Below are 23,336 nucleotides of genomic sequence, written 5' to 3' on the forward strand. Positions count from 1 at the left end.
GATCCTTGCACGGGACGGCCAACTCGCTTCTGGTTTCTTGCGTCAGTTGAGACTCAAGAAACACTCAGATCAGGGGTCAGACTGCAGGCAGCTGGAAAGGGGTGGTTCAAACGCGCGCCAAGGGACGATGTGGTTTAGCAGGGACTTCTACTGCAATGCTGTCTCCGACCCTTACTTCGCCGCCCATGACTACGACGCCCATGATTCCTGCTTTGCGGACCACATGCCCTTTAGAATCTCGGGGCAGCACTGCTTTCAGAAGACCTGTTTGGAAGCGATCAATCTGCAAGCAGGGATTACGAAGACCAGTCACCTTAATAACAGCGTCTGCTCCTACTCGCAAAAGTGTTCCCTCAGGCAGATCCAAGAGATCAAGGCCGTTGGTGGTGATGTTCTCTCCGAGGTCACCGGCGTGCACCGCAAAGCCCTTCAATGCGAGCTCCTCGAACAGTTCCGCGTGAATCAGATGCACCTGCCGCAGGTTGGGCTGTGTAGGGTCAGCCCGAACTCTTGAGAGGTGTTGGACGGTAGTCCCGGAGTGGGCGTCACCTTCTACCCCTAGCCCTTCCACAAGCACAATGGATGGACGCGGCTCCTTCGTGAAATTGTGCGCAGCGCTCCGGCTGACTGATACAACGATGCTGCTCATCTTGTCCCCCCGTACGTGACTAGCTTCTGAGCACAGTAGTCATAGCGTTCCGCAATCCAGTGCCGGGCTAGAACGAGCGCTTCAAGACTTCAGGCTCTGCCACAGCCTATAGGCCGAATCCGGTGTTGACACCGCTCGTAAGCCGATCGTTCTGCGGGACGCCAGCTGACCGGGTCGGGTTATCGAGTCTTATGAAAGATGGCTTCTGATTCCACGGGCTTGAACCCAAGATCGGTATTGATAGATCGCATCCATGTGTTCTGGTCGTCGCTGCTTGTCCTCACGCGGCTTACTGCTTCGAGCTTCTTCGCCTCGTACAGAGATGCCAGTTTCACCGCAGCTCCCAATCCGTGGCCGCGATGTTCCCGAAGGACGAGGGTCCCCTCGATGTCCGCCGGACGCTCATCGGTCGCAGCGCTTACGAGGCAAGTCCAGGCCGCCACGTCGTCGTTCTCGGTCACCGCAATTGACTCCACTGCCGCTGATCCCTGTGCGACCCACCTGTCGATCTCGCGCGCGTATTCTGCTGGCGACACGGCAGTCTCGCTCCATCCGAGTTCACCATTGGGAGCTTCCGCGTCGACCAGACCTTTGATCTGACCTACTTGCTCGCGGTATCGGACGGGCACTCCATTGAGGTGTGTGGAGATGGTGTAGCCCTCTACTGCTGGAATCGGAGGCAGATCCGCGGCTTGAAGGTCCAACTCGACGACCGTCTCGGTCGTCGCGACCGTGTAGCCGAGCGGGTTGAGGAACCGCTTCTCAAGGGCAGCGATATTCTCCACTGTCGGCCGGTAAGCACTGGTGACGAACCGTGTGGTTGTTGACGGGGAGTCAGCTTCAGCGGCAACTATCAGTGCACTGCCGATGCCATTGTCCTGGTACTCCGGGTGCACCCAGATGAAAATCCACGTCGTCTCTGGTTCGTCTTCGGAGGTCATGCCCGCAACAAACCCCTGCAACGTCGACCCGTCCCATGCCCCAAGGAGGCGCTTGACCCAACCGTCCTCAGCACGCCACCCGAGGATGCGGGCATCTAAACCCCGACCTACCCAATCAGGCCGCGACTTGAGGTTCGCTGCACGCTCAACCTCATACGCGTCTGCCAGTGCTTGGTTATTGGCAAGATCTAAACGGCGAATATTCATACGTACCAACCTAATGTGGAAAGGCGAAACAGCAGCACAACTGGAATGCCTTTGATCAATCCGTGCACCAATCATTGGAAAGGTGGAAGCCACCTATGCTTCGGTGTTTGCGGGCGAGCCCGTCCGGTGAGGGATCCCTTGATGGGGAGGTGTGAGTCGCTTCTGCCTACGTGGTGTCAATGCGGTAGCGCGTGAGGGGCTTATTGCGTGCAGCGATGGTTGCGATGGCGACCACGCAGAGGATGCCGCCTGAGGTCAGTGAGACCGCAGGGGATGCGATACTCGCGACGATTCCTGCACGAAAGTTCCCTAGTTCAGGGCCTGCGACACCGACAACGTTCTCCACGGCGCTGACTCTCCCGCGATAGTGATCTGGGGTGGCAAGTTGGAGGAGGGTTCCGCGGGATATAACGGCAATGGTGTCGGCGGCACCGGCTGCTGCAAGGAAGAGCAGCGTTGGTAGCAGGCCATCGACTAGTCCTACCGCGGCCAGGGCTACGCCCCAGACTGCTGCGGCGCCCAGTTGAACGACGCCGGGCCGGCCTTGTCTAGTGACGAGCCCGGAGAGGTCGCTGGCCCCGATTCCTCCGACGGCGATGGCGGAGAGAAACAACCCGAGCGTTTCGGGGTTCCCGGCGAATCGCTCTTCGTTCATTGCGGGAAAGAGAGCGATGGGCATGGCAAGCAGGGTGGCGGCAAGATCGCTGAGAAATGAGCCCGACAAGGGCGGATTTCTCCTTATAAAGCGCATACCGTCGATGATGGCGGACGCTCCTGCTTTCCCGAGCTGGTCGATCGGCCGAAGGGAAGGTAATCCCGCGATCCCGTAAAGGGCAGCGCCGAAACACAGAGCCTCAATTACGTAGCAGCCAGTAAGGCCTACCCACGCGATGAGTAGACCGGCAAGGGCCGGCCCCATGAGCGTGCCGGCCTGGAAGCTGATATGGGAGAGCGCGATGCCGGCGCCCACCTGATCCTGAGGAAGTAGTCGAACGACGACCGTGCGACGGGCCGCGCTACCCAGTGAGGTAAAGGCTGTCTGCAGGCAGACCAGCCCCAGGAGAAGCAGTAACGAGCTGAGGTTTGATGCTGCTTGCAGCGCGAGGAGGACGGAGGCAAACAGGGCACCGCATGTCGTCCAGAGGATGAGTTTTTTGCGGTCGACGACGTCGGCCAGCGACCCGCCAATGAGGCCCAGGACGATTGTCGGTACGGCGTAGACGAGCCCGACAACGCCGACCCAGAAGGAGCTGCCAGTGACTTCCCACACCTGATACAGCACCGCTACGACCGTAATTTGCCGTCCGAGTGACTGCAGTGAGGTACCGATCCACAACCTCCGGAAGGTCGGGCTGGTACGCAGAGGACGAAGGTCCATCCACCCACTGGCCCCCTTCACGAGCGGAACCGTGGATCGAGGTGCGCGAGAAGCCGATCCCGGAAGGACCGGCGTTCCAGCGCGGTGTTCAAATCATCAACAACCTGAGCGAGGGCGTAAGGGATTTCCTTCTCGAGCTCCGCCCACGCCGCTTCCGTCGCCCGCCATTCCGCTTCAAGAAACGGCACCAGAGCCAGACCTGCGTCGGTGAGCTGAACGAGCCTTGTCCTGGCATCCATTCCGGGTGAGCTCTCGATCAATCCGTGCTTCTTCATGGCTGCAACCGTTTGGCTCATCGCTGAGTGGGTGACACCGACCTGGGCTGCCAAGTCACGGATGGTCAATGGTCCCCGATACTTCAACCGAACGAGCACCATACTGAACCGCGTGTTGACGGCACCGGCTCCCTGAGCTGGATACAGTGATGCGATGTCAGCGTCCATGCCATGGAGCAGGAGCTTTAGGGGAAGCAGATGACTGAACTCCGTAGGATCTTCACTATTTATCACAGCGCTAATATAACAGGGCTTATATATTTCTGCTCGTGATTCCCTCTCAGCGACAGGTCCAGCTCACCGCGAAACCCTCAATCCGAACACTCTCTTGCACGAAAATACGGGCACGTCCGTCACCCGGTGGATCCTAGGACGCTATGGTGTCCGCTTAGGATCCCTGGCCGAACGCGTCACCAGCTCCTCCCGGCACTCTCCACTTTCCATGGCCCAGCCTCATGCTCGTCGATCGTCGCGCCACCATACGTAGAGAAGCCACACCGCCATGCCCCAAAGGAGTGCCGCCAGGATGATGGTGGACGGGGAAGGGCCAATACTGCATTCACTCGCCACCGCAACAAAGTCAGTACAGGTTCCCGACCGCGAGAACATCGCCGCAACGCCTGCAATTGCCGCCGCAATGGCAGCAAGTAGCCAGTTGAAACGACGTTTTCCCCGCTTGATCACATTTTCCTCCCGAGGCCTGCAACTCTGACCTTGCTGTCCGCCCACTACGTTGTGCCCGCCGCCGACGAAAGCTCTGCATTGGATCAGGGTCCATGCAGCCGACCTTGCATGTTTCCGCGATCACTCGAAAGTAGTCGTTCTAGATCACCGCCGAGGGATCCTTCAGCGGGCGGTTTCTCGAGACCGGACTATTTAGACTGTTTGGACTTGCTGCTGAGGGATGACGGTCCTGATCAAGGGTAGGACACCTTGCAAGTGAGCTAAAGATCAGGGCGTGGTCCGGAACTGGTGGGCGTGCTCGTGAGCCCACTGGGCAAAGGTGCGCGCCGGGCGACCGGTTACCTCTTCGATAGTGGGCAGGATCGTGTCGGCGACCTCCGGCGGGTTGGTGGCCAACTGGATGCCGAATTCGACGTAGTCGTCGTCGTACCCGAAGCCACGCAGCCGTTCGCGTTCTGTTTCCTCGCTCAGTTGCACGAACTCGATCGGCTCACCGATTGCTTCAGCGAGGAAATGTGTTCGCTCAGCAGGGTGAGTGCCTCCGGCCCGGTCAGCGGGTAGGCCTTGCCCCCGTGCCCATCTGTCGTGAGGGCTGTCACGACGACGCCGGCGATGTCGGCTTCATGCACGACGGCGCTGGGATAGGCAGCGAGCATGGAAACTGTGCGTGCGGCACGGACCTCGGGAGCGAAGTCGAGCGCGTTGGCCATAAACTCGGCCGGTTGCAGGATGGTCCAGGCGATGGAGCTGGCCTGCAGGGCTTCTTCGACGTTGGTGGGTTCCCAGCCGCCGAGGACCGTGGCCCGGCTGATGCCGGCGCGCTCGGCGAGTTGAACGATCTCCTTCCCATTGGTGAGATCTTCGCGCTCGTCGCCGCCGAATGTGATCAGGTGGACGGCGTCCATTCCTTCGAACGCTGTCTCCAGGGTGGTGGTGTCGGTGAGGTCGCCTGCTACCGCCTCGACTCCGGCGGGCAGGTCGGCGTTGGCGGGATCGCGGGTGAGAGCACGAACCGTGTGGCCGGCTTCCTGGAGCTGGGCGACGAGGTTGCGTCCAACCTGGCCGGTGGCTCCGGTGACGAGAATGCGCATGGGTGAGTCCTTTCGTAGGGGGGTTAGCTGGTGCTGGTTCGAAGAGTTCGGAGCCCGAGGAGCAGGCCGAGGGTTGCGGTGACGGTGGCAGCGAGGAACCCGAGTCCGACGTCGGGGCTGAGCTGGCCTGCGAAGAGCTCGCGTTCGGCGTTGACGACGTGGGTGAGGGGATTGAGCCGGGAGAGGGTGCGCATCCAGGCCGGGCCGTTTTCCAGGGGCAGGAGCATCCCGGAGAGAATCATGAGTGGGAACAGCACGGTCTGGTGCACGGTCCAGAACACCCAGTCCTGGCGCCGGACTGCGATGGCAAGTGCGTAGCTCAGGGACCCAATGCCGATTCCGAGGATGCCGAGCAGGACCAGCCCGAGAACGGCGCCGGCTGGGCTGGGCCGGAAGCCGAACGGGATCATGACCAGGACCACGATGACGGCCTGAGCCACCAGGGGCATGAACTCTTTGAGCGCGCGGCCAATGAAGAGCGAGGATCGCGACAACGGCGTGACGAGGAGCCGTTCGTGGGAGCCGTTTTGAAGGTCAAACTGGAGATTGGAACCGGTTCCTGCAGTGCCGAACAAGGCGGTCATCACGAGAATGCCGGGAACAAACCAAGCCCAGGGCGATCCATCGGTTGGGGGTGCGCCTGCTGCGATGAGCGGTCCGAACAGGAGCAGGAAGAACAGCGGCTGCACCATGCCCGCGACAAGGGAGAACGGATCGCTGATCACGGGGCGCAGCTCGCGTCCCATGACGATGACGCTGTCGCTGAGGACGCTCCGGGGACGGGTTGGAGTCGCGGTGGCTGTTGTCATGCCGACTGCTCCTGGGGCTCGTCGTTCTCATGGCTGGACTCGACAGCAGGTTCGCCGGTATCACGCAGGCTCCGACCGGTGAGCTCGAGGAACACGTCGTCGAGGGTGGGGAGCTGGGCATCTGCGGCGGTGACAGCAATATTGTGGCGGTGAGCACAGGAGATCGCTGCCGCGAGGGTGCCGCGGCCGTCGTCGGCCTGCGCAGTCACAGTGCAACCGTCGACGGTGACGCTGCGGACTCCGCGCATTTGCATCAACAGCGGCCGCAGACGGTCAGCGTCCTCGGCGTCAGGAACGTCCAGAGTAAATCGGTCGCCAACGTGACGCTGCTTGAGTTCCCCGGGCGAACCGTTGGCGATGATGCGGCCATGATCGACCACGACGATGCGGTCCGCGACCTGACCTGCTTCCTCAAGGTAGTGGGTGCTGAACAGGACCGTCATGTGCGCCTCCTGCCGGACCCTGATGATGTGATCCCACAGGTTGCTGCGGTTCTGCGGGTCCAGGCCTGTTGTCGGTTCGTCCAGGAAAAGCAGAGGGGCTTGTTGACCAAGCCGATCGCGAGATCGAGCCGACGCCGCTGGCCGCCGCTCATCGCCTGCGTCTTACGCTTGGCCAGGTTCTCCAACCCGAGAACCGCAAGCAGCTCTCCTGCCCGCTGACGAGCCGCAGCCCGGCCGAGCCCGTAGATCCGCCCCTGCGTAACCACCTCATCGATGGCGCGCTGGGTGTGTCCGGCACCGTTGCCCTGGCCGACGTAGCCGATATGTTCCCGCACCATCCCACCCTGGCTTGCCACATCGAACCCGGCTACCCTCGCGGAACCGCTCGAGGGCGGAAGGAGTGTGGAGAGCATCCGCATCAGGGTGCTCTTGCCGGCCCCGTTAGGACCTAGAACAGCCACGGTCTCCCCTGCCTCGATGCGAAGATCGATCCCCCGCACAGCAAACACCTCCTCGCCGTCCGGTGCGTGAAAACTGCGCGAGAGACTGTCGGTCTCAATCATGGATCCATGCTCCGTTCCTGCCGATGAGTAGTGGTTCCCATCGTGGCAGGGCTTGTGGCCACCATATGTCCGCAAGGTGAACTAGCCTTGCAGCATGTCAACCAGCACCCGTGCCCTTGAGTTGCTTGGTCTACTCCAGAATCGGCGGCACTGGCCCGGAGCCGAGCTCGCGCGCCGACTCGGCGTGAGCCCACGCACTCTGCGGCGCGACGTTGACGGGCTCCAGGAACACGGGTACCCCATTATGACGACGCGGGGCACGGGCGGCGGCTACCAGCTGAGCTCCGGTGCATCGCTGCCACCTCTGGTGCTCAGCGAGGAAGAGGCTGCAGCTGTGGTGATGGGCCTCCGGGAGGTGGCGTCGGGGGCTTATGCTCCGTCGGGCGACGCCGCAATAAGCGCGATGGCGAAGGTCGTCCAGGTGCTCCCTGCACGCATCCGCCGTCGTATCGACAGCCTGTCCAGCGTCGCCGGCCCACGCACGGACCGCCCACGGAATAACATCGCTGACGTCACCTGCCTGACCACGGTGGCCCTGGCCTGCCGCGATCGCGACGTACTGACCTTCGGTTATCGTTCACGCGATGGTCGGACAAGGGAGCGGACCACACACCCGCACCGAACCGTCGCGGTCGAGCAACGTCTTTATCTGATCGCTTGGGATCAGGGGCGCGCTGACTGGCGCACCTTCCGCCTCGATCGCATTACGAATCCGACCCGGACGGGCGCAACCTTCGCTCCGCGTGAGCTGCCTGATGACGATCCTGTGGATTATGTGCACCGTCAGATTAGGTCCATGCCAGCGAAATACCTGGTCCACGCGAGCGTCCAGGCACCCGCAGACCGGGTGCGGCAGCAAGTTGCAGAATACGGCAGCGTTGGCCCGACAGACGAGGGACGGTGTGAGGTTCGGATCGCTGCCGATTCTCTCGAGTGGGCAGCGTTCTGCCTGGCCGCCCTCGGCGTCAGCTTTACCGTCCATGGACCTCCTGAAGCGATTGAATACATGCGCGGCTGGGGGGAACGCCTCCAAGCAGCTACGGTGCAGGGATTATGACGATCCTTCTTAGGGTCACCGCGCGGGTTAGCAGGGCTAGGCGGCGTACTACTTACGTAAAGGCGTCCAGCCTGACGGTAAAGGCCCCCTGACGGTCCCTCGCTTGGCGTCTACTTGAGCTGACCAGCCCTGTGCAGTTTGCCCCCTATGAAAAAGGCCTGTGGCTACTCGCAGGCCAACGTCGGGATGCTTCATCCCGGGCGCTCCTCCCCGCCGCGTGGACGCTCGAACACTCCAACGTTTGTCGGCAAATCCACCTCCCCGAAAGACTCGGTAGTCGCCATAGCGTGCTGGGTCGAGCAGATCCCAGCACCATTCCCAAGCGTTACCCAGCGTGTCATACAGGCCGAAAGCGTTGGGCTGCTTCAACCCGACAGCTTGAGGTTCATCCACCTGATCATCGGCAGCCCACGCGATCCGACCGAGGGATCCGTAGTGCGGCCCCGTCGTTCCGGCCCGGCAGGCATACTCCCATTCGGCTTCCGTCGGCAGCCGGTACCCGGTACCTTCCGTCTGCCAAGTCACCTTGCCATCATCCATTACACAGACGGGCACGAGTCCGTCGTGAATTGATGCGGCGTTGCAGAACCTGACTGCATCCAGCCAGCTCAGATCCACCACGGGCGACATGGCACTTGATTTATCATCGCCCATCACCTGGGCGTATTTGGCCTCAGTAACGGGAACGACTCCGATGGAGAACGGTTCGAGCTCCACGGACCAGTGACGTCGGCGTCGTGCGTCATGCAGATCCACCGTTCCTGCCGGCAGAGGGCGAACATCGAGAGTAGCCATTCCGCCATGCTCTCACCGAAGTAAGGAGAAACGTCGTATGGCGGTAGCCGATCCCTCACCGGGATACATGACTGACGCAGAACCCAATCTGTTCTGTTAAACGGGTCAGCGGTCGAGGAGAAACCTATGGCGGAGAATCAAATTCGAGAGAATTAGCTGGGACTCGGTTGTTTCTTGCTCAGTGTTCGTAGACCCGAAGCTGTTACCAGAATTGTTAGCCCTGCACTGGCGGCGCCAAGGCTAAGGGCCGCGGTGCTGCCGAACTGATCTACCAAGGCACCCCCACCACTGGCTCCTAAAGCCATGCCAAGAGTTACCGCACTTGAGAGCCAGGCAAGACTCTCGGTGAGGGATCGATCAGCAACCAAGTCACCAACCAGGGAGCTGGCCGAAATCAGAACGGGAGCCAGCCCAACGCCGGCTACCACAATGAAGATACCCATTGACGTGACCGTTTGTGCTCCGAGCAAAGGCAACGACCCGACAGTTAGCACTACAGCCGCGGCGAGTAGTTGAACCGGCAGGGGTTTGGCCCAGCCGCGTGAGCCATAGATGAGACCGGATAAAGCACTGCCCGCCGCCAGCAAACCAAGAAGCAACCCAGCGCTGGCCGGAGCCTCCTTTCCTCGGCGAAGGCAATGACACCGATATCCAGGGTTCCAAGGTACAGGCCAGCTAAGAAGTAAACGCACATTAATACGCCGACCCCCGAAGCAATGAACCGCCCTGGAGCCGCGGCCACGTTTATTGGGCGGATGCGGGGTTCGGTTGCTCGCAGGAACGAAAAAGCGATACAGCCAAGTACGTACAGGATCAAAGCCCCCAGTAGGCCAGCTGCCGGATGTACGCCAACTGCCAGGGCCGTAACAACAACGGGTCCGACAATATAGATCAGTTCATCCAGAACCCCTCCAAGGCATAGGCGGAGGGCCGGTAATCGGTGCCCGACGTTGCCTCGCTCCAGCGGGTACGGATCAATGAACCGATGGGAACGGTAACGAGTCCGGCCACTGCCGCTGACAGGAAATATGTCCATGCGGGGGCTTGCTGCGACACCAACAGGACCAACGCTACTGTGGCCAAAACATGCGCAGGGAGAGTCCAAAAGATGAGAACCGATTGCCAGTGGCGACCAGTCATCCTTCCGATGACCGGCGCTGTGATTGCGCTGGCGATCGTCATAGTAGCTGCAACGGCCCCCGCCAAGGCAAAAGAGCCGGTAAAGGCAGAAACGAGAAGAATAGTGCCGACAGTGCGCATGCCGATGGGAACTCGTGCGATGAGTCCCGCAGTCATGAAGCGAGTTGTCCCCGGCAGGCTAAGGACCGATATGTAGCCCCGCATTTTTCCTCCTCGTGGTTGCCAGAACGACAAACGGTCACCGATATTGTTTATTCTGCGCCTGGATAAATAAACAAAGTTGTAAACATGAGACATATTGGTATAACGGTTGAATAAAGCTCTCAATGATCTGAGCCTAGTTTTGGTGCTGGAAAGACCGAAGTGCTTGTGGTATCCGTAAGGCGACCCCTGACCGTGACGCCCATGGTCACTCCCCCGAGCTCGGTCGTGACCTCTTAAAAGAGGATATTGACTCGCAGGCATGGGGTAAAGGTAGCTCAGGGAACGAGCCGATCTTCCGCACGGAAGCGGTGGTTCCTCATCCCCAATAGCACGAGAGCTAGTTCCTAACTTGGTATTTCGCCCGTCCGGCCCCAATGGGCCATGGCATCACGTAGATGAGTCGGGGTCAGCATGAACTTAGGGATCAACTCCTCCCATCCGCGTTCCTTAACACGCTGATTGTACTCAGCGTGTGCTGCGTCAACGGGATTACTCTCGTCCAGTCCGGATCCGTCGTCCCCCATGAGGCTCAAATGGTAAATCCAAGTTGATCCGTCTGCTTCCTCGTGCCGGAAGGTTGCTTCGAAAACAGCACGCTCCGCCGGTAGCGTCTCCACGCACTCGTCGTACCGAGTGTTGAGCATGCTCATCCACTCATCGAACTCTTCTTCCATCCCTTCCACGATTCGTGATCGACTCAATTGCAGTTGAAGTCCGTTGGGCACCGATGCCGGCATCGGGTGTCCAGGAAAGTCTCTGGATACGGGGCGGAAAGGAATGTAGGGCATTTTCTCATTCATCCGGTCATTCTCACATATAGCGATGCATCCAACATTCGAAGAGCAATCTGCCGAGCTCACACGATTCGTGAAGGAATCAGAGAGAAGAGAACATATCTGTCATGGAAGGGCCCTCTCAGCCGGCGGTGCCCAGCACAGCGCGTTGGATCCGCTCGATGCGTAGGGACAAAAGGGGCTGGGCTGAGTCGGATCAGATGCGACGCACGGACAGGGATCCCCACTAGGACGCCTCTGGGTGGCCTGAGGTGGAAGACAAAATCTTTGAGCCGCAGTTTGCTCATGGTCTCGGTTTTACAACGATGGGCTGAACTCACCGTCGACTCACCAGACGCCCAGCGGCGGAACTTGGAACTCTTTGATTCCCGGGGTGGGAAACTGCGCAGAGTCAGAAGAAGTTGATGAGTGTCGTTGCAAGTTCGTCGGGGGCTTCTTCTGCCATATGGTGGCCGGATTCGACGCCGTGCCCGCGAAGGTCGGATGCCCAGTCCTTCCATATGTCGAGCGGATTACCGTATAGCAGTTCCAAGTCATCCCGCAGGGACCAAAGCACCAGCAATGGCATCTGCAGAATCTTGCCAGCGGTGCGATCCGCTTCCTCGTGTTCCCGGTCGATCGTTAGGCCGGCACGGTAGTCCTCTAGCATTGCCCGGATTGTCGCCGGGTTTCGGACTGCTTGACGCCACTCATCGTAGTTCTCCTGCCCCATGATCGCGGGATCACCTTGGTACCAGCTGTCGGGGTCGGCGGTTATGACCCGTTCAGGAATATCCGGTTGCGCGTAGAAGAACCAGTGCCACCAGCTTGTTGCGAAGTTCGCGTTAGCGCGTGCGAGATGTTCGCTGATGGGGATGCAGTCCAGCAGTGCGAGCTTTGACACCGCTGACGGGTAGTCAAGGGCAAGACGGAGTGCGGAGTAGCTGCCCCGGTCATGGCCGGCCAGAACAAACTGTTCGTGGCCCAGCTGGTTCATGAGTTGAAGCATGTCCTGCGAGGTGGCACGTTTGGAATGTGCTGAATGATCAGGAGTGGGTTCCGGTTTGCTGGACCGCCCGTATCCGCGTAGGTCCGGGCAAACAACTTGGAACCCGGCCTCGACCAGCCTAGGTGCTACTCGGTGCCACGTCGCCGAAGTTCTCGGGTGGCCATGAAGCAGCAAAACAGGCGGCCCTTCCCTCCAACTCGAACGAAGAGCTGAGAATCTCGATCTCGAACATCAACGTTCGATTCAACGAATTGTTCAAACATGCTTTCATCCTGCCTCACCAACAAGTTCCGTCAGCGGATCGACTTACGGAACCACAGCGGCGTTAGGAGGCATGGTGCCTTAGAAAACCGTTCGTCTCTGCCAAGCTATGCAGGTGATCGCTTTCCTCTCTGCGCCGACCGGTCTCGGGCTGCGCCCTCCAGTGCCGGGTAGCATTCCCGGGACCAGTAAAGCACCGGAGGCGCTCCGGGAAGCTGGATTGGCCGACCGCCTGCTGGAGAACCATGCCAGGGATGCAGGCGTCATCATCCCCGGTCGATACGTCGACGATGACGCCACACGTCCAGCTGGCCATGTCCGGAACGAGAAGGCGATGATTGACCATGCCCGCCGGCTTGCGGATCGGCTGGACCGGGTCCTCGAAGCAGGAGACACGCCTCTGGTCATCGGAGGAGATTGCAGCATTCTTCTCGGGATCGGGTTGGCTTTGGCCAAGCACAGCCGCTCCGGCCTGGTACATGTCGATGGGCACACCGACTTCCGACACCCAGGCAACAGCGATGAATGCGCAAGTGTCGCTGGCGAGGATCTCGCCGCAGCTGTGAAGATGCATTGGCCGGCTATATCGAACATCGACGACAAAGGCCCATATTTCGCTCCCGGCCGCGCCGCCCATATCGGCCACAGGGAGAACGATGAGCACGCTGAAGAGGCGCGCCAAGCCTTGGGGTTAGTCATCTCCGCTAGGGAAGCAACGACGGCTGCCCCGGAGGACCTCGCTGAAAGGGCGCACGCGATTGCAGGAGCTGGCTACTGGCTTCAGATCGACGTCGACGTCCTGGATCCAGCCGTCATGCCAGCCGTCGATAGCCCCGACCCTGGAGGGCTTGACGCTAACGAACTAATAGCACTCCTTGAACAACTCGCACCCCGCGCGATCGGTGCATCTGTGACGGTCTTCGACCCAGACCTCGACCCCGAGGGCGGTTATGCGCTACTCGTCATGAACATCATCGTCTCAGGCCTCAGCCGTCTCGGCGCAGCGAACTGACGCGGCAGAGGGTGACTAGTTCTGTGCAACGACAGCGAGACGGAGCTCTGGGAAATGGTGGGAAGAGTGGGCAGAGGTGCCGCGGTGATGGATCCCTCACCGCACATGTTGAGATGCGACGCCGGTACCGCCGCAGACATTGCTGCTTATAGGGCCGTCGGGGTGAGTTGATCCCGAAACCGTTGTGCGTTGAGTGCGGCACCGAAGAGTGGGGTCCCCGGCTGCAGAATGGTGCTGTGGCTGAGTCCGCCGATGTAGACGGAGTTGAAGCCTGTGGCGTCGAGGAAGTCCATGACCGCGTGTGCGGCGGTGGCGTCGTCGCTGGCCACACCGAGTGCGACCCGCTCCGGGTCGCCGGTTGGCCGGGCGAGGTCTTCCATCTGGTGGTAACCGAGGTGGTTGAATGTTTTCACCAGCCGCGTGGTCGCCGGCAGGGCGTCCTGAATGATCGCGCTCGAGGGGCGGTCCGAGTAATCGAACTCGGGAAGGACCCCGTCGATGGGCGGCCAGTAATTCATGACGTCAATGACGATGTGCCCGGCGAACAGGTGCAGGGGCAGGTCAGAGAATGCCGGTGCCGGCTCCGACGTAGGCTGTGTCTACCGCGATAGCACCGGGGGCGACGATGTCGGTCATCAGTGCGGTCTGTCGTGCCGGGCCGGAGGATGCGATCTTCACCGTGTAACCGGCGTCAAGGGCGAGGCGCGCGATCGCGACCCCGGACTTGCCGGCTCCGATGATGCCGATCGTCCCGGGTCCGGTGTGGGGTGACGTGGTCACGGGTGGCTCCTTGGAGTGGGTTGTGCCGGTGCGCCGGCAGGGTGCGGTGGTGGCCAACACCCTTGCCGGACTGCGCGGCGGCCGTGGCGGCCGCTGGCGGCGGCTCAGCCGGTGGCGGCGGCTCAGCCGGTGGCGCGGATCAGCCGGTGGCGCGGATCAGCACCAGCTGGTGAGGGTATCGATCAGCGGCGTGGTGGGGCGTCCGAGGAGCTTGGCGAGGTCGCCGGTCATCAGGGCCTGGGTGTTCTCGCGCCTTCCGCCATCCTGGCTCTGGGCCGCAACACTGCCCGCCTCGACGAACTCGCCGACACGCTGGGGCGCCTGGGCAGGATCAGCTTTTGTTGAACCTGTTCGTCACTGACATTGTGCGGCTCGGCAGGAGCAGGCCGATGGTATTCGCGGTGACGATCAGCGCTATTCCCGCCCATTCGATGCCGCCGAGTCCTTCCTTGAACAGGAGCGCTCCGACGAGTGCTGCCAGGACAGGGTTGAGGCTCATGAGGGTCCCGAAGAGACTGGCGGGAATCTTTCGCAGGGCGGTCAGGTCCGCGACAAAAGGGACGGCGGAGGCAAGGACGCCCGCGCCGACAGCGCAGAGGAGGGTGAAAGCGTCCGGGCGGGTAGTGATAAGTATCCAGGCGCCGATAGGCAGGAAGAGGATGGCGGAGACTGCTGTTGCTGTTGCTGTCCCCTGCACGCCCGGGATGCGTGCTCCGATGGTTCTGTTGAGGAGGATATACGCGGCCCAGCTGCACGCGGCGATGAGACCGAAGCCGATACCGAGGTAGTCGGTGCTCGGTTGGGGGCGGGTGATGGCGATGACTCCGGCGCCTGCGATGAGGGCACAGACCGCACTGTTCCTGGTGCGGGAACCCAGAAGAGCGACTGCGAGGGGGCCGCAGAATTCCAGGGTCACGGCCAAACCAAGCCCAATACGGTCGATGGCCAGGTAAAGGGTGAGGTTCATCGTTCCAAAGACCACAGCCAATAAGAGCACCGGCCACCACTGCGTCCGGGTCAGGCTTCGGATCCGAGGCCTGACGAGGGGCAGCAAGATCATGGCGGCGACAAGCTGGCGGACAGCGACGACGCCGGCCGGTCCGATAACGGGGAAGGCCAAGGAACCGCTGGCCGCCCCGAGCTGGTTCGACAGCGCCCCGACCGCAGCGGCAGCAATCCCCGAGGTACGCCGACCGCTCTTCCCGGAATGTTTGCCCGTACCGGTGCCTGATGCTTGTGTCATGGTCGGATTCTGCACGCCGCCAATTACCTGCTCATAATGCACGAACCACAACATTGATGCGTCAAATGCATGGATACACTGCGGGGATGGAAGTAGAGCTGCGTCACCTTCGGTCCCTGATCGGCGTCGTCGAAGCCGGCACCTTCACCGACGCCGGGATCGACCTCGGAATCTCGCAGACGGCCGTATCACGCAATATCGCCGCCCTCGAATCGATTCTTGGCGTCCGGCTCCTGCACCGCACCACCCGCAGCGTCGAACCCACGGCTGCCGGCGAACGGGTGATCCGCCACGCCCGCCGGGTGCTGTCTACGATCAGTGACCTTCAACAGGAAGTATCCGCCGGCGCGAGTACGCTCCGGATCGGATACGCATGGTCCGCCCTGGGCAAGCACACACCTGAGCTCCAGCGCCGCTGGGCTGCAGCCCTGCCCCACAACGACCTGCGCCTGATCCGCACGAACACCCCCACCGCAGGATTGGCCGAAGGCACTGCTGATTTTGCGGTCCTGCGCCGGGTACCAGATGCCACCGGCATCACGCTGGTCCAGATCGCCTTCGAGAAACGCTACTGCGCGATGTCCATCGATGACCCGCTGGCCCGAAAAAGCACTGTCACCCTCGCCCATATCCCGACTATTCCGGTGGTCATGGATAACGGCACCGGAAGCACCCGCCCGGACCTCTGGCCGGATGGGCAACAGCCGGAACACACCATCAGCACTCACGACGTCGATGACTGGCTCACCATCATCAGCAGCGGCACAGCCCGCGGCGTCACCGCGGAGTCAACAGCACACCAATACCGCCGTGAAGGCCTCACCTACCGGAGAGTCCGCGACGCGCCGCCAGTACCCATCTACGCGGCATGGCCGACAACCGACCCGCCGGCCGCATTACAAGAGATCCTCACCCTCCTCACGGACCTTTACCTCTGACTTCAGCCAAGAGCTTGTCCGGCCACCTCTTCTACAGCGACGCTGCGTCAACGGTGCTCTGATGCCGATCGGCCTGCAGATCGTTCTTAGCGGATGCTGTGGCCGGGGTTGTTCTGGTCGTATTCGGCTCGGGACCGCGCGATGGCGTTGCGGCTGCCGAGAGACCAGTCCGCGAGTTGCTTCACGAGGTGGGTGAGGCTGGCGCCACGGTCGGTGAGTTCATAGGTGACTTGTGCCGGAACCGTCGGGTAAACGGTTCGTGTGAGCAGTCCATCACGCTCCAGTCTGCGGACCGTGAGAGTCAGCATACGTTGGGAAATCCCATCGATGGCACGCTGGAGCTCACGGAAACGGCGGGTTCCAGACGCTAGTTCCACGATCACGAGGACAGACCATTTGTCACCAACCCTGTCCAGAACATCGCGGATACCGCAGTCAGGATGCTCTGGAAGGCCACATGGCTCGAGGTCAGCGGTTACTTCGGTGTGGCTGACTGACATGAAAGTGCCTCCTTGTGCCCCGGCTGTTGGTTACAGAAGATGAGTCTAGTTACTCTTCAGAACCACCAAAAGGACACCATGATTCTCGTAACCGGAGCTTCCGGAGCACTTGGCAGCGCGACCCTCGACCACCTCCATGCCCTGGGGGCGGAAGCGGTGGGAGGGACCCGGATGCCGAACCATGCTGCCCTGCGAAGAATCGATTTCGATGACGCGAACACCCTTCACTTTGATGGCGTGGACACTCTGGTGATGATCTCCGCCGGGGCAGCAGAGGACGATGTTGTCATTGCCCGCCATGGACGCACCTTGCAGGCGGCAGAAAGAGACGGAGTAAGACACATTGTGTATACGAGTCTGACCGCCGCCGGTGATCATTTGGGGTTTGCCCTAGCGCACAGGTGGACGGAGCAACGCATCCGACGCGGCTCGATTCCCTGGACCATTCTGCGCAACGGCCTCTACGCCGAGCTCATCGCCGATCTGCTCTCCCCACGGGACGGGACTATCACGGCAGCCTTCGGTCCTCATGGTGTGGCACCCGTGGTCAGGGATGATCTGGCGATGGCGGCAGCCAAGGTAGCAACAAACCCGCTCCCTCACACCGGGAATATCTATGACCTTGTCGGAGCCAAAACCATCACCGCCGCGCACGTAGCTCAAGCCCTTTGCGTCGATTTCCAGCCGACGTCGCTTGAGCATCTTCGGGCGTCTTTCGACGGCGCCGGTATGTTGCCTTTCCAGCCAGGAATGCTGGTATCCATCCACTCCGCTATCGCCGGAGGATTCCTGGAAGAAACCGGGACGGACCTCGAGGCCCTCCTTGAACGGAAACCAATGAATGCACTCGACTTCATTCATCAGACGCTGCAAGGCACCGGACCAATAACATGAGCTTTGGTGCCGGGAGGAGGGGCTGAGATGTCGCGGCGAGGGATCCCTGGGCGCGGTACCGGACGCCTTAGCACCCGCAACCCGGTCCCTATTTATTGAGCCGCCGGTGGACCGTTCCGTGGGGTTGAACTGGAAGCCATAACGGGTTCCGATGTATTGCTCAACGCCCGCCGTCGTGCCATTCCTTTCGCCCGGCCCGCCTGCTCCGTTTCGCGGAACGCGGCAATATCCGGCGCGCAGTGTACGCCGACCCACCATCATCGTCGGCCTCCGGGATGAATCCCGGGGCCGACGATGATGCGGGGATTATCCACCGGCAGGACGCGTCAAGACCGGTTCAGGAGTTCGCGGCTTTGTAGGCCTCGAGGATGGTTTTGTTGATCCGGCTCAGGTTGCCGGGGTGGTATCCGTTCTCCTGCGCCCACTGCCAGATACAGCGGGTTTCTTCCCGGGCAAGGGCTGCGGGCCGTGGTTTCGCCTCTTTCCTGCTGCCGGCCTTGCGTGCCTTCTCCGGGTCGACGCTTAGTTCTTCACGGACCCGGTACCCCAGTGCCGGCCACCACGCAGTACGCAGATGTATATGATGAAGCTGCCCTGGCACGGGCTATACCGGTAATGGTGGCTTCTATATCCCCAGGGATTGCAGGACCGACTCCAGCCCTGCCCGGTCTCTAGCTGCTGCTGCACTGTCTCGGTGCAGGTTCAATCCCTGCACATATTCGCAAACCTGCAGGGACAGTAATTGGAGGTTGACCGTTATACAGCATTGAGCGCAGCGGCATTCGTCGTCCCGGACCAGTGCTGTCACGGTTTCACCAACCGGACGGGTAATACGGTTTTCATTTGCGGACACGATTCAACCCCCCAATTGAATTACCGGAAACCGCAGCTGCCGCAGCATTGTGTCTCAGTTCATCCGGTCAGGAGAACGGCCCCGGCGATGAAAGGTAAGCGTACTGTCATTGTCATGCCGGCGTTCAGAAAACAAAAGACTTCCGAAGAGCCCAATAAGGCGATAGGGCTCCCCATACGCCCTGAGTATGTGTGCTTCATCAGGGGGTCTTTACCGTGCGGGAGAGGTACATCCTGGCCCCGGCCCAGGACTATGCCACCGGTGGCTGGCGGGTATGGGTTGGTGGGGCCGGGCGGGAAATGCGGGCTGGGTGCAAACAGGTCCGCGGTCGGGGCGGGCCGCCGTGTTCAGCCGATGTGCCAGTGGCGGCGGATGAGTTCTTCACGGGCAGCGTCGTCTTTGCCGGGGTCCCCGCCCGGCGTGGCGTCCCCTGTGTCGCGTAAGCGCGTGAGTATGGCGTCGAGGAGTGCGCCGAGGAAGACGCCGTCGGCCTCGAAGATCTGGCGTTCGGTCTCGAGTGCGTCGGCGGCCTCCGCGCATGAGGTGGGCAGTTGCCCGAAGTCATCGTGGTTGGCGGTGTTCAGCTCCTCGGCCAGTTCCAGGCTCCCGGGATCACTTAGCCCGTGTCTGGCTGCGACGGCCATGCCGGCCAGGAGCAGGTGCACGTCGGCCGAGCCGTCGCCCAGGCGCAGCTCGACGGTCTGGGGGTGTGTGGCGGGTTCGGGGACGGGTTCGGTGCTGCCGGGATTGGCGTGTGTGATCATACCGGCCAGCACGTCCCCGTTCCAGGCCAACGGGACCCGGACCAGACCGGAGCGGTTTTTCTCACCCCAGCAGATGTCCTCGGGGGACTCATCCCCGCCGGTGAACCGAAGGTAGGACGTGGGAACCGTGTTGCCGAACGCGCTCAGTGCCCTGGCCGCTGAGAGGTAGCCGGCGATCAGCTGCCGCCCGGTATCGTTGATCCCCTCCTCACCGATGATTTTGTTGACGCCGTTGCGTACCAGCCGGCTGTGGATGTGCAGGCCGTTTCCTGCACCCTGACCGCTCACCAAGGGGGCGAAGGTCGCCTCGAGGCCGTGGGCGGAGGCGACCTCGCGCACCACCCACTTGGCCACGACGAGGTTGTCGGCCGCCTGCTCCAGGGGCACGGGTTGTAACTCGATCTCGTGCTGCACCAGCTGCCGGTCGTCTTCAAGGATGTTGCCGACCTCCCCGTGGGCATACTTCAACGCCACCCCCATGGCGCTGAGGTGGCCCAGCACCTGCTCCCGGATCCGCTGACCCTTGGAGAAGGGCCCGGACTCCTGATAACCGCGCTCCTCCTCCACAGGATAGATCCGCTCGGGAGCGTCAGCGAGGTAGTACTCCAGCTCCCCGAAGGCTTCAAGGCTCATCCCGGTCTGCTGCGTGAGCACCTCCGCCGCCCGGCGCACAACCTGCTCGCGCGCATAGGGCAGCGGTTTGCCGGCCTCGTCGTAGAAGGAGCACAACACGTCAAGAGAGCACCGCTCACCGAAAGGATTCAAGAAAGCGGTGCGGTGACGGGGAACAATGTAGACGTCACTGCTATCGGTATCGGTGCCGGCAAAGACACTTGAGCCGTCCACACGTTCACCCCGGGTAAGCACCTGAAGGAGGTGCTCGCGCGAATTGATGGGGAAGGCCAGGGTCTTCAGACGCCCGTCACCGCCAACATAGCGCAGGTTCACCTGTCCCAGCCCTAGCTGTTCGACTGCCCGCACGAGGTCACCGGCGGTGAAGTCGGCCGAGGGTTTGCCGAGCAGGCGGACGATCGGATGGGGTTCAAACGCATCAATGGCCATACTCCGTTCTACCACTACCACAGCGCGCCCTGCCGAGGCGGGCGGTGGTGAGCCCGTCGTATGCCCGCGTCCCGGGAACCTTCACCCCTGGGCCGGAGCCCTGAACCGGAAAGGGATCCTGACCCGGGCCCGTATCCTCTGCCCGGCCGTACGGCCCCGGGCACGGCATGGTGACCGAGCATGTCCGTGCTGCCGGCGGAAGGGACTGCCCTGAGCCTAGAGATGCTGCCCGACCTTGGGAACAATCGGGGCACGGGTGTAGGTTTCAGCCTCATCAACAGATGATGTGATATCCCGCAGAAGAACCGCCCCTGATGGCAACCGATTACGATGAAACCCGACCCGAGGTCAAAGATTCCCAGGACCGTTCCCTGGAGGCCCTGCAGTCAGCCAATGCCCCGGATGCCCGCAGCGTCGTTACCGCGCTGGAGGAAACCGATGTACTCGATGAGGGCCTGGTCCCCGGCGGGGAGATCGTTGCCGAGGAACTCGTTGTTCAGGTCATTCCCCAGGCCGAGGACGAGTTCAGCTGCTATTCATGTTTCCTGGTCCGGCACCGGTCCCAGCTGGCCCGGGAAAGCAACGGACACCTGTACTGCATCGAGTGTGAGAGTTAGGCCGGTCTTTGGTTGTGGGCGGCTGGAAATCCGGGAGGTGCCGGCTTCCATTAAAGGGGAAGATGATGGGCACAGGACGGTGGGCGTTTTTCCTGCTCTGCAGTGCACTGTTGATCTATTGCGCTGTTCGTGCCTTGCAGGGGCAAGGCCCCCGATGGGCCAGCGCCCTGGCCATGGTGATCGTCATGATCACCATCCTCCGGCGCCCCCGAAACGATAAGGCCGGACAGGACAGCCGGTAAGTATGCCCATCACTGCCGCGGCTGGCACGCCTGCGGACCCCCGGCCGGGCACTTATTAGTGGATTCTCAGGCGTTGACGCAGGCCTGAACCTCCGGGTGCCCGGCAAGGTATTCCTCAGGTCAGTCCAGGGCGGTATAACCAAGCCCTAAATCGGTGTGGTGTGTCTCCACTTCGTGCAGGCGGTGCGCCGCAGCCCCGGCCACGGCCCGGCTGTCTTCACCTGCACGGCAGTCTTGGGGCCACCCGGCTGCCGATGAGAGGGCGAAGACTTCCTCAAGCCGGGACAAACTGATGCTGAGGTCAGTGATGACCTCATCGGCCGGCCGGGCAGCTGCTTCACGTTGTTGGTCCTGCGGTGCCCGGGATGGACTGTCGTACCCGTCAAGGGCAGCGGAAAGCCGGCCGGTGAGCGCATCGGCATCACGTGCCAGATGGACCAGGACAGCTGCACGCTACGGCCCGGCAGCAGGCTGGTGGCCTGCAGGTCCTGGTCTGTGAGCTTGAGGACCGTGCGCATCAGCCGTGCCTGGGCTTCGCAGCACAGCTGCACGGCCCGTTGGGGATCTTCTTCCAGATTCACGAACACCTTCGGTCTCCCTCCCGGTTACCTGTCTGTGCCCTCTTTCTACCAGCACCGGGCTGCCCGCAAACCCCGGGCAGCGACAATCCGGGAAACCATATGCAACCGTGATGCATCCGGACCCCGCAACCGGGCGCGGGCGTCCCGAACCACCCAACCCGCGGTCCCCGCAGCGCCTGGGGCATCCGGTCCTGCCCTCGACGGGGTGAAAGACGGCGGCCGATAGACTGCCTGGATGAATGTTGTTCCCTTGTCCAAGTCCGTAGCCGGCCAACTCCAGGAGCTGATTGCCGGCTCGGAGTCCGTGGAACTTTTCCTGGAAGCCTTCGCCGTCCACGCCGCCGGGCTCGTCAGCGGCGGGATCGAGGTGCTCGCGGAGGTGACTTTGCTGCGAAACAAGGAAGGCACCACCGTTGCCGGCAGCAGCGGGTCTGCCCGGGCACTGGACGAGGTCCAGTACGGTTTCGGTACGGGCCGTGGGGCATAAAAGCACCGCAGAGCATCTGCGTGCTGCCCTGGAATCCCGCACCACCATCGACCTGGCCGTGGGCATCATCATGGTGCAGAATAAATGCAGCCAGGACGAAGCCTTCGCGATCCTGCACCGTGCCGCGGGTAACCGCAACGTCAAGCTCCGAGACCTCGTTTCACGGGTCGTGCAGGCCGTCACGGCCGAGACCGTCAAAACCCACTTCGTCGCCTAAACACCCGCAACCGCACCGGCGCCCCCGGGTGGCGGGAAGCGTTAGTGACAGGTAATGGATAAAGCGTCAGCCAGAACGTGGGGGGAGGCTGCAACTGATGCTCAATCACCAACTGGGCAGCGCCCGGCCGGGCGGTTCCCCGCCCCGGGTTACCGGCCCAGAGTTCTCAGCCCAGGGTTCTCAGCCCAGGGTTACCGGCCCAGTGAGGACAGCAGCGTCTGGCAGGCCTGCTCGCAGCGCCGGCAGGCCTGGGCGCAGATACGGCAGTGTTCGTGCATGTCGGCGTGCTGTGCGCACTCATCACCGCACGCCCTGCACGCAGTCCTGCATGCTTCAAGGGCGGCGCGGATCATGACGAGATTATTCCCGGTCTGCCGGGAGAGGATCCTGCCGGTGACAGCGCACAGATCCGCGCAGTCAAGGTTGGTGCGGATACATACCCTCAGCTCGGCGGCCATGTCCTCGGCCAGGCATGCATCAGCGCAGGCAGAGCAGGCCTGGGAGCAGTCGAAGCAGGCCTGGATGCATTCTGCCAGCGCGTCCCGGTCAATGGTGCCAAGGTCCCCGGGATAGGTCTCCAGCATGTCCTGCACGTTCGTCATTGATGCCTCCTTCGATAAGATTCTGCGGGTCAGGGTGTCTGTTCCATCACTGGATCGACAGTACACTTAGTAATTTGTGCGGGGCAACCGGTATTATGGGCCGATACCTGGATCCTGCTTCGCCGCTGTCCGGGAGACGATCCCGCCGGTGTGTTCCTGCCCAGGACGAAGGACAGATCCGTCTCCGGTCCGGGAAGACGTTCGGCGGTGCCTGGGGTCAGGAGCCGGGCGGATCCGATTACGGTGGATCCCATACCCACTGAAG

The 23,336-nt window shown here is 61.8% G+C and carries 29 protein-coding genes and 1 pseudogene; 7 read left to right on the top strand and 23 right to left on the bottom strand.

The features are described from left to right. Window positions 1–106 precede the first annotated feature (106 nt). The 10 genes from OL239_RS11520 to OL239_RS11565 all read right to left on the bottom strand — a co-directional run bounded on the left by OL239_RS11520 (window position 107) and on the right by OL239_RS11565 (window position 7,040). On the bottom strand, window positions 107–649 hold the full coding sequence (locus OL239_RS11520) for an MOSC domain-containing protein (protein WP_268909066.1): 543 nt from the start codon (window positions 647–649) through the stop codon (window positions 107–109). Window positions 650–828: 179 nt separating this feature from the next. Further along, window positions 829–1,872, bottom strand: a complete 1,044-nt coding sequence (locus OL239_RS11525; protein WP_329609409.1) for a GNAT family N-acetyltransferase — start codon at window positions 1,870–1,872, stop codon at window positions 829–831. Window positions 1,873–1,963: 91 nt separating this feature from the next. Beyond that, complete coding sequence (locus OL239_RS11530) at window positions 1,964–3,175, bottom strand: MFS transporter (RefSeq protein ID WP_268909068.1); 1,212 nt, start codon at window positions 3,173–3,175, stop codon at window positions 1,964–1,966. Between the two features lie 17 nt (window positions 3,176–3,192). Beyond that, window positions 3,193–3,618: a MarR family winged helix-turn-helix transcriptional regulator gene (locus tag OL239_RS11535; protein WP_268909069.1), complete on the bottom strand. Its 426-nt coding sequence runs from the start codon at window positions 3,616–3,618 to the stop codon at window positions 3,193–3,195. A gap of 285 nt (window positions 3,619–3,903) precedes the next feature. After that, window positions 3,904–4,134, bottom strand: coding sequence for a hypothetical protein (locus tag OL239_RS11540; protein ID WP_268909070.1), 231 nt, complete (start codon window positions 4,132–4,134; stop codon window positions 3,904–3,906). A 267-nt stretch (window positions 4,135–4,401) separates the two neighbouring features. Further along, the gene (locus tag OL239_RS11545; RefSeq protein WP_268909071.1) at window positions 4,402–4,611 is read right to left on the bottom strand and encodes a hypothetical protein; all 210 of its coding nucleotides are present in this window, start codon (window positions 4,609–4,611) and stop codon (window positions 4,402–4,404) included. Further along, window positions 4,602–5,225, bottom strand: coding sequence for an SDR family oxidoreductase (locus tag OL239_RS11550; RefSeq protein ID WP_268909072.1), 624 nt, complete (start codon window positions 5,223–5,225; stop codon window positions 4,602–4,604). Before OL239_RS11550 ends, OL239_RS11545 begins: the two co-directional genes overlap by 10 nt. 23 nt (window positions 5,226–5,248) lie before the next feature. Next, on the bottom strand, window positions 5,249–6,034 hold the full coding sequence (locus OL239_RS11555) for an ABC transporter permease (RefSeq protein ID WP_268909073.1): 786 nt from the start codon (window positions 6,032–6,034) through the stop codon (window positions 5,249–5,251). Further along, on the bottom strand, window positions 6,031–6,477 hold the full coding sequence (locus OL239_RS11560) for an ATP-binding protein DrrA1-3 family domain-containing protein (RefSeq protein WP_268909074.1): 447 nt from the start codon (window positions 6,475–6,477) through the stop codon (window positions 6,031–6,033). Before OL239_RS11560 ends, OL239_RS11555 begins: the two co-directional genes overlap by 4 nt. Further along, window positions 6,474–7,040, bottom strand: coding sequence for an ATP-binding cassette domain-containing protein (locus OL239_RS11565; protein ID WP_268909075.1), 567 nt, complete (start codon window positions 7,038–7,040; stop codon window positions 6,474–6,476). Before OL239_RS11565 ends, OL239_RS11560 begins: the two co-directional genes overlap by 4 nt. Window positions 7,041–7,134: 94 nt before the next feature. On the opposite strand from OL239_RS11565, the gene OL239_RS11570 reads away from it, so the two are divergent. Further along, window positions 7,135–8,097, top strand: a complete 963-nt coding sequence (locus tag OL239_RS11570; RefSeq protein WP_268909076.1) for a helix-turn-helix transcriptional regulator — start codon at window positions 7,135–7,137, stop codon at window positions 8,095–8,097. A 48-nt stretch (window positions 8,098–8,145) separates the two neighbouring features. On the opposite strand, the gene OL239_RS11575 is transcribed toward OL239_RS11570, so the two are convergent. The 4 genes from OL239_RS11575 to OL239_RS11590 all read right to left on the bottom strand — a co-directional run bounded on the left by OL239_RS11575 (window position 8,146) and on the right by OL239_RS11590 (window position 12,192). Next, the gene (locus OL239_RS11575) at window positions 8,146–8,892 is read right to left on the bottom strand and encodes a formylglycine-generating enzyme family protein (protein WP_268909077.1); all 747 of its coding nucleotides are present in this window, start codon (window positions 8,890–8,892) and stop codon (window positions 8,146–8,148) included. Window positions 8,893–9,783: 891 nt separating this feature from the next. Further along, on the bottom strand, window positions 9,784–9,948 hold the full coding sequence (locus tag OL239_RS11580) for a hypothetical protein (RefSeq protein WP_268909078.1): 165 nt from the start codon (window positions 9,946–9,948) through the stop codon (window positions 9,784–9,786). 632 nt (window positions 9,949–10,580) lie between these two features. Further along, window positions 10,581–11,036, bottom strand: coding sequence for a DUF6176 family protein (locus OL239_RS11585; protein ID WP_268909079.1), 456 nt, complete (start codon window positions 11,034–11,036; stop codon window positions 10,581–10,583). 385 nt (window positions 11,037–11,421) lie between these two features. Then, window positions 11,422–12,192: an alpha/beta fold hydrolase gene (locus OL239_RS11590; protein ID WP_268909080.1), complete on the bottom strand. Its 771-nt coding sequence runs from the start codon at window positions 12,190–12,192 to the stop codon at window positions 11,422–11,424. A 196-nt stretch (window positions 12,193–12,388) separates the two neighbouring features. Between OL239_RS11590 and OL239_RS11595 the strand changes: the two genes are divergently transcribed. Next, window positions 12,389–13,291 carry an arginase family protein gene (locus OL239_RS11595; protein ID WP_268909081.1) on the top strand — a complete coding sequence of 301 codons (903 nt, stop codon included), beginning with the start codon at window positions 12,389–12,391 and terminating at the stop codon, window positions 13,289–13,291. A gap of 146 nt (window positions 13,292–13,437) precedes the next feature. Here OL239_RS11595 and OL239_RS11600 read toward each other — a convergent pair whose 3' ends face one another. The 3 genes from OL239_RS11600 to OL239_RS11610 form a co-directional block, all read right to left on the bottom strand. Further along, window positions 13,438–13,809 (bottom strand): NADPH-dependent F420 reductase, encoded by a 372-nt coding sequence (locus tag OL239_RS11600; RefSeq protein ID WP_268909082.1) that lies wholly within the window; start codon window positions 13,807–13,809, stop codon window positions 13,438–13,440. A 43-nt stretch (window positions 13,810–13,852) separates the two neighbouring features. Further along, the gene (locus OL239_RS11605; protein WP_268909083.1) at window positions 13,853–14,071 is read right to left on the bottom strand and encodes an NAD(P)-binding domain-containing protein; all 219 of its coding nucleotides are present in this window, start codon (window positions 14,069–14,071) and stop codon (window positions 13,853–13,855) included. 331 nt (window positions 14,072–14,402) lie between these two features. Next, complete coding sequence (locus OL239_RS11610) at window positions 14,403–15,314, bottom strand: EamA family transporter (protein WP_268909084.1); 912 nt, start codon at window positions 15,312–15,314, stop codon at window positions 14,403–14,405. A gap of 86 nt (window positions 15,315–15,400) precedes the next feature. Here OL239_RS11610 and OL239_RS11615 point away from each other — a divergent pair, with 86 nt between their 5' ends. Then, on the top strand, window positions 15,401–16,252 hold the full coding sequence (locus OL239_RS11615) for a LysR family transcriptional regulator (protein WP_268909085.1): 852 nt from the start codon (window positions 15,401–15,403) through the stop codon (window positions 16,250–16,252). Window positions 16,253–16,338: 86 nt separating this feature from the next. Here the strand turns inward: OL239_RS11615 and OL239_RS11620 are convergent, their stop codons facing one another. Further along, window positions 16,339–16,752, bottom strand: a complete 414-nt coding sequence (locus OL239_RS11620; RefSeq protein ID WP_268909086.1) for a winged helix-turn-helix transcriptional regulator — start codon at window positions 16,750–16,752, stop codon at window positions 16,339–16,341. Window positions 16,753–16,830: 78 nt separating this feature from the next. Between OL239_RS11620 and OL239_RS11625 the strand changes: the two genes are divergently transcribed. Beyond that, complete coding sequence (locus OL239_RS11625) at window positions 16,831–17,646, top strand: NAD(P)H-binding protein (RefSeq protein ID WP_268909087.1); 816 nt, start codon at window positions 16,831–16,833, stop codon at window positions 17,644–17,646. A gap of 92 nt (window positions 17,647–17,738) precedes the next feature. Here OL239_RS11625 and OL239_RS20195 read toward each other — a convergent pair. The 3 genes and pseudogenes from OL239_RS20195 to OL239_RS11635 all read right to left on the bottom strand — a co-directional run. After that, window positions 17,739–17,891: pseudogene (locus tag OL239_RS20195) on the bottom strand (hypothetical protein); the annotation flags it as partial. Window positions 17,892–17,983: 92 nt separating this feature from the next. Further along, window positions 17,984–18,247: an Lsr2 dimerization domain-containing protein gene (locus OL239_RS11630; protein ID WP_268909088.1), complete on the bottom strand. Its 264-nt coding sequence runs from the start codon at window positions 18,245–18,247 to the stop codon at window positions 17,984–17,986. Window positions 18,248–18,846: 599 nt separating this feature from the next. Further along, a complete protein-coding gene (locus OL239_RS11635; protein WP_268909089.1) occupies window positions 18,847–20,325 on the bottom strand; it encodes a glutamine synthetase beta-grasp domain-containing protein in 1,479 nt (492 codons plus the stop codon). Between the two features lie 314 nt (window positions 20,326–20,639). On the opposite strand from OL239_RS11635, the gene OL239_RS11640 reads away from it, so the two are divergent. After that, window positions 20,640–20,942, top strand: a complete 303-nt coding sequence (locus tag OL239_RS11640) for a DUF4193 domain-containing protein (protein WP_268909090.1) — start codon at window positions 20,640–20,642, stop codon at window positions 20,940–20,942. A 362-nt stretch (window positions 20,943–21,304) separates the two neighbouring features. On the opposite strand, the gene OL239_RS11645 is transcribed toward OL239_RS11640, so the two are convergent. Continuing rightward, entirely contained in the window at window positions 21,305–21,625 is a 321-nt protein-coding gene (locus tag OL239_RS11645) for a maleylpyruvate isomerase N-terminal domain-containing protein (RefSeq protein ID WP_442864299.1), read from the bottom strand. A gap of 375 nt (window positions 21,626–22,000) precedes the next feature. On the opposite strand from OL239_RS11645, the gene OL239_RS11650 reads away from it, so the two are divergent. Both OL239_RS11650 and OL239_RS11655 read left to right on the top strand, forming a co-directional pair. Continuing rightward, the gene (locus tag OL239_RS11650; RefSeq protein ID WP_268909092.1) at window positions 22,001–22,252 is read left to right on the top strand and encodes a hypothetical protein; all 252 of its coding nucleotides are present in this window, start codon (window positions 22,001–22,003) and stop codon (window positions 22,250–22,252) included. Continuing rightward, window positions 22,242–22,469 (top strand): ANTAR domain-containing protein, encoded by a 228-nt coding sequence (locus tag OL239_RS11655; RefSeq protein WP_268909093.1) that lies wholly within the window; start codon window positions 22,242–22,244, stop codon window positions 22,467–22,469. Before OL239_RS11650 ends, OL239_RS11655 begins: the two co-directional genes overlap by 11 nt. 191 nt (window positions 22,470–22,660) lie before the next feature. Here the strand turns inward: OL239_RS11655 and OL239_RS11660 are convergent, their stop codons facing one another. Beyond that, entirely contained in the window at window positions 22,661–23,071 is a 411-nt protein-coding gene (locus OL239_RS11660; protein WP_268909094.1) for a four-helix bundle copper-binding protein, read from the bottom strand. Window positions 23,072–23,336 lie beyond the last annotated feature (265 nt).

Source organism: Arthrobacter sp. ATA002 (genome assembly GCF_026898095.1).
Lineage (GTDB): Bacteria > Actinomycetota > Actinomycetes > Actinomycetales > Micrococcaceae > Arthrobacter_B.

Bases quoted from the DNA above. Each gene is read 5' to 3' on its own strand.
- OL239_RS11520 (WP_268909066.1), bottom strand. From the start codon at position 649: ATGAGCAGCATCGTTGTATCAGTCAGCCGGAGCGCTGCGCACAATTTC.
- OL239_RS11525 (WP_329609409.1), bottom strand. From the start codon at position 1,872: ATGATTGGTGCACGGATTGATCAAAGGCATTCCAGTTGTGCTGCTGTT.
- OL239_RS11530 (WP_268909068.1), bottom strand. From the start codon at position 3,175: ATGGACCTTCGTCCTCTGCGTACCAGCCCGACCTTCCGGAGGTTGTGG.
- OL239_RS11535 (WP_268909069.1), bottom strand. From the start codon at position 3,618: ATGGACGCTGACATCGCATCACTGTATCCAGCTCAGGGAGCCGGTGCC.
- OL239_RS11550 (WP_268909072.1), bottom strand. From the start codon at position 5,225: ATGCGCATTCTCGTCACCGGAGCCACCGGCCAGGTTGGACGCAACCTC.
- OL239_RS11555 (WP_268909073.1), bottom strand. From the start codon at position 6,034: ATGACAACAGCCACCGCGACTCCAACCCGTCCCCGGAGCGTCCTCAGC.
- OL239_RS11560 (WP_268909074.1), bottom strand. From the start codon at position 6,477: ATGACGGTCCTGTTCAGCACCCACTACCTTGAGGAAGCAGGTCAGGTC.
- OL239_RS11565 (WP_268909075.1), bottom strand. From the start codon at position 7,040: ATGATTGAGACCGACAGTCTCTCGCGCAGTTTTCACGCACCGGACGGC.
- OL239_RS11570 (WP_268909076.1), top strand. From the start codon at position 7,135: ATGTCAACCAGCACCCGTGCCCTTGAGTTGCTTGGTCTACTCCAGAAT.
- OL239_RS11575 (WP_268909077.1), bottom strand. From the start codon at position 8,892: ATGGCTACTCTCGATGTTCGCCCTCTGCCGGCAGGAACGGTGGATCTG.
- OL239_RS11585 (WP_268909079.1), bottom strand. From the start codon at position 11,036: ATGAATGAGAAAATGCCCTACATTCCTTTCCGCCCCGTATCCAGAGAC.
- OL239_RS11595 (WP_268909081.1), top strand. From the start codon at position 12,389: ATGCAGGTGATCGCTTTCCTCTCTGCGCCGACCGGTCTCGGGCTGCGC.
- OL239_RS11600 (WP_268909082.1), bottom strand. From the start codon at position 13,809: ATGAATTACTGGCCGCCCATCGACGGGGTCCTTCCCGAGTTCGATTAC.
- OL239_RS11610 (WP_268909084.1), bottom strand. From the start codon at position 15,314: ATGACACAAGCATCAGGCACCGGTACGGGCAAACATTCCGGGAAGAGC.
- OL239_RS11615 (WP_268909085.1), top strand. From the start codon at position 15,401: ATGGAAGTAGAGCTGCGTCACCTTCGGTCCCTGATCGGCGTCGTCGAA.
- OL239_RS11620 (WP_268909086.1), bottom strand. From the start codon at position 16,752: ATGTCAGTCAGCCACACCGAAGTAACCGCTGACCTCGAGCCATGTGGC.
- OL239_RS11625 (WP_268909087.1), top strand. From the start codon at position 16,831: ATGATTCTCGTAACCGGAGCTTCCGGAGCACTTGGCAGCGCGACCCTC.
- OL239_RS11635 (WP_268909089.1), bottom strand. From the start codon at position 20,325: ATGGCCATTGATGCGTTTGAACCCCATCCGATCGTCCGCCTGCTCGGC.
- OL239_RS11640 (WP_268909090.1), top strand. From the start codon at position 20,640: ATGGCAACCGATTACGATGAAACCCGACCCGAGGTCAAAGATTCCCAG.
- OL239_RS11650 (WP_268909092.1), top strand. From the start codon at position 22,001: ATGAATGTTGTTCCCTTGTCCAAGTCCGTAGCCGGCCAACTCCAGGAG.
- OL239_RS11660 (WP_268909094.1), bottom strand. From the start codon at position 23,071: ATGACGAACGTGCAGGACATGCTGGAGACCTATCCCGGGGACCTTGGC.